The sequence below is a fragment of the Aminobacter sp. P4_D5 genome (genome assembly GCF_056401815.1).
In genome coordinates this window covers 1-596 of the sequence record NZ_JBFUIP010001036.1, presented here as the reverse complement: position 1 = coordinate 596, position 596 = coordinate 1, and the positions used below count along the sequence as shown (strand labels likewise).

Below are 596 nucleotides of genomic sequence, written 5' to 3'. Positions count from 1 at the left end.
GCGCAGTACCGGCTGACCCAGGCGCAGGCCGAGGAGATCCTCGAGAACTACCGGCTGGCGATCGTCGCCGCGCTGGTGGATGTGGAGAGCGCGATCGTGGCTCTGCGCGACACGACGGAGCAGGAAGCCCTTCAGCTCGGCGCCACCCGGGCCGCCGAGCGCGCCTATGCCATCTCCGAGGCGCAGCTGCGCGCGGGGACGATCGATCTGCTGACCCTGCTCGTCACGCAGCAGGCCCTGTTCAATACCCGCAACCAGCTCACGCTCGTGCGGCTCCAGAAGCTCCAGGCGGCGGTCGGACTGTTCCGCGCGCTCGGCGGCGGATGGTCCTGAGGCCCAAGGGAAGCCACCCATGCCCGATACGCCCCTCCCCATCGAGCCCATCAAGGCGCTGCCCGCGCCCCCGGTCCGGCCGGCCCTGCCCGCGCCCGGCAGGCTGGAGCCCGAGACGCCCCGGAAGGGCCGCCGCTGGGTCGGCTGGCTCGTCTGGCTGCTGATTCTCGGCGCTGCCGGAGGTGCCATCTGGTACTATTGGCCGCAGCTCTCGCAGAAATTCTCGGGACAGCCCGCGCAGCAGGGCCCCGGCGGGCGCGGCC

The 596-nt window shown here is 72.1% G+C and carries 1 protein-coding gene and 1 pseudogene; both read left to right on the top strand.

Annotated elements, in window-relative coordinates; genetic code table 11:
- On the top strand, window positions 1-333 hold a 333-nt coding region (locus AC1DWF_RS36515; RefSeq protein WP_476843326.1), incomplete at its 5' end, for a TolC family protein.
- 19 nt (window positions 334-352) lie between these two features.
- Window positions 353-596, top strand: a pseudogene (locus AC1DWF_RS36510) (hypothetical protein); the annotation flags it as partial.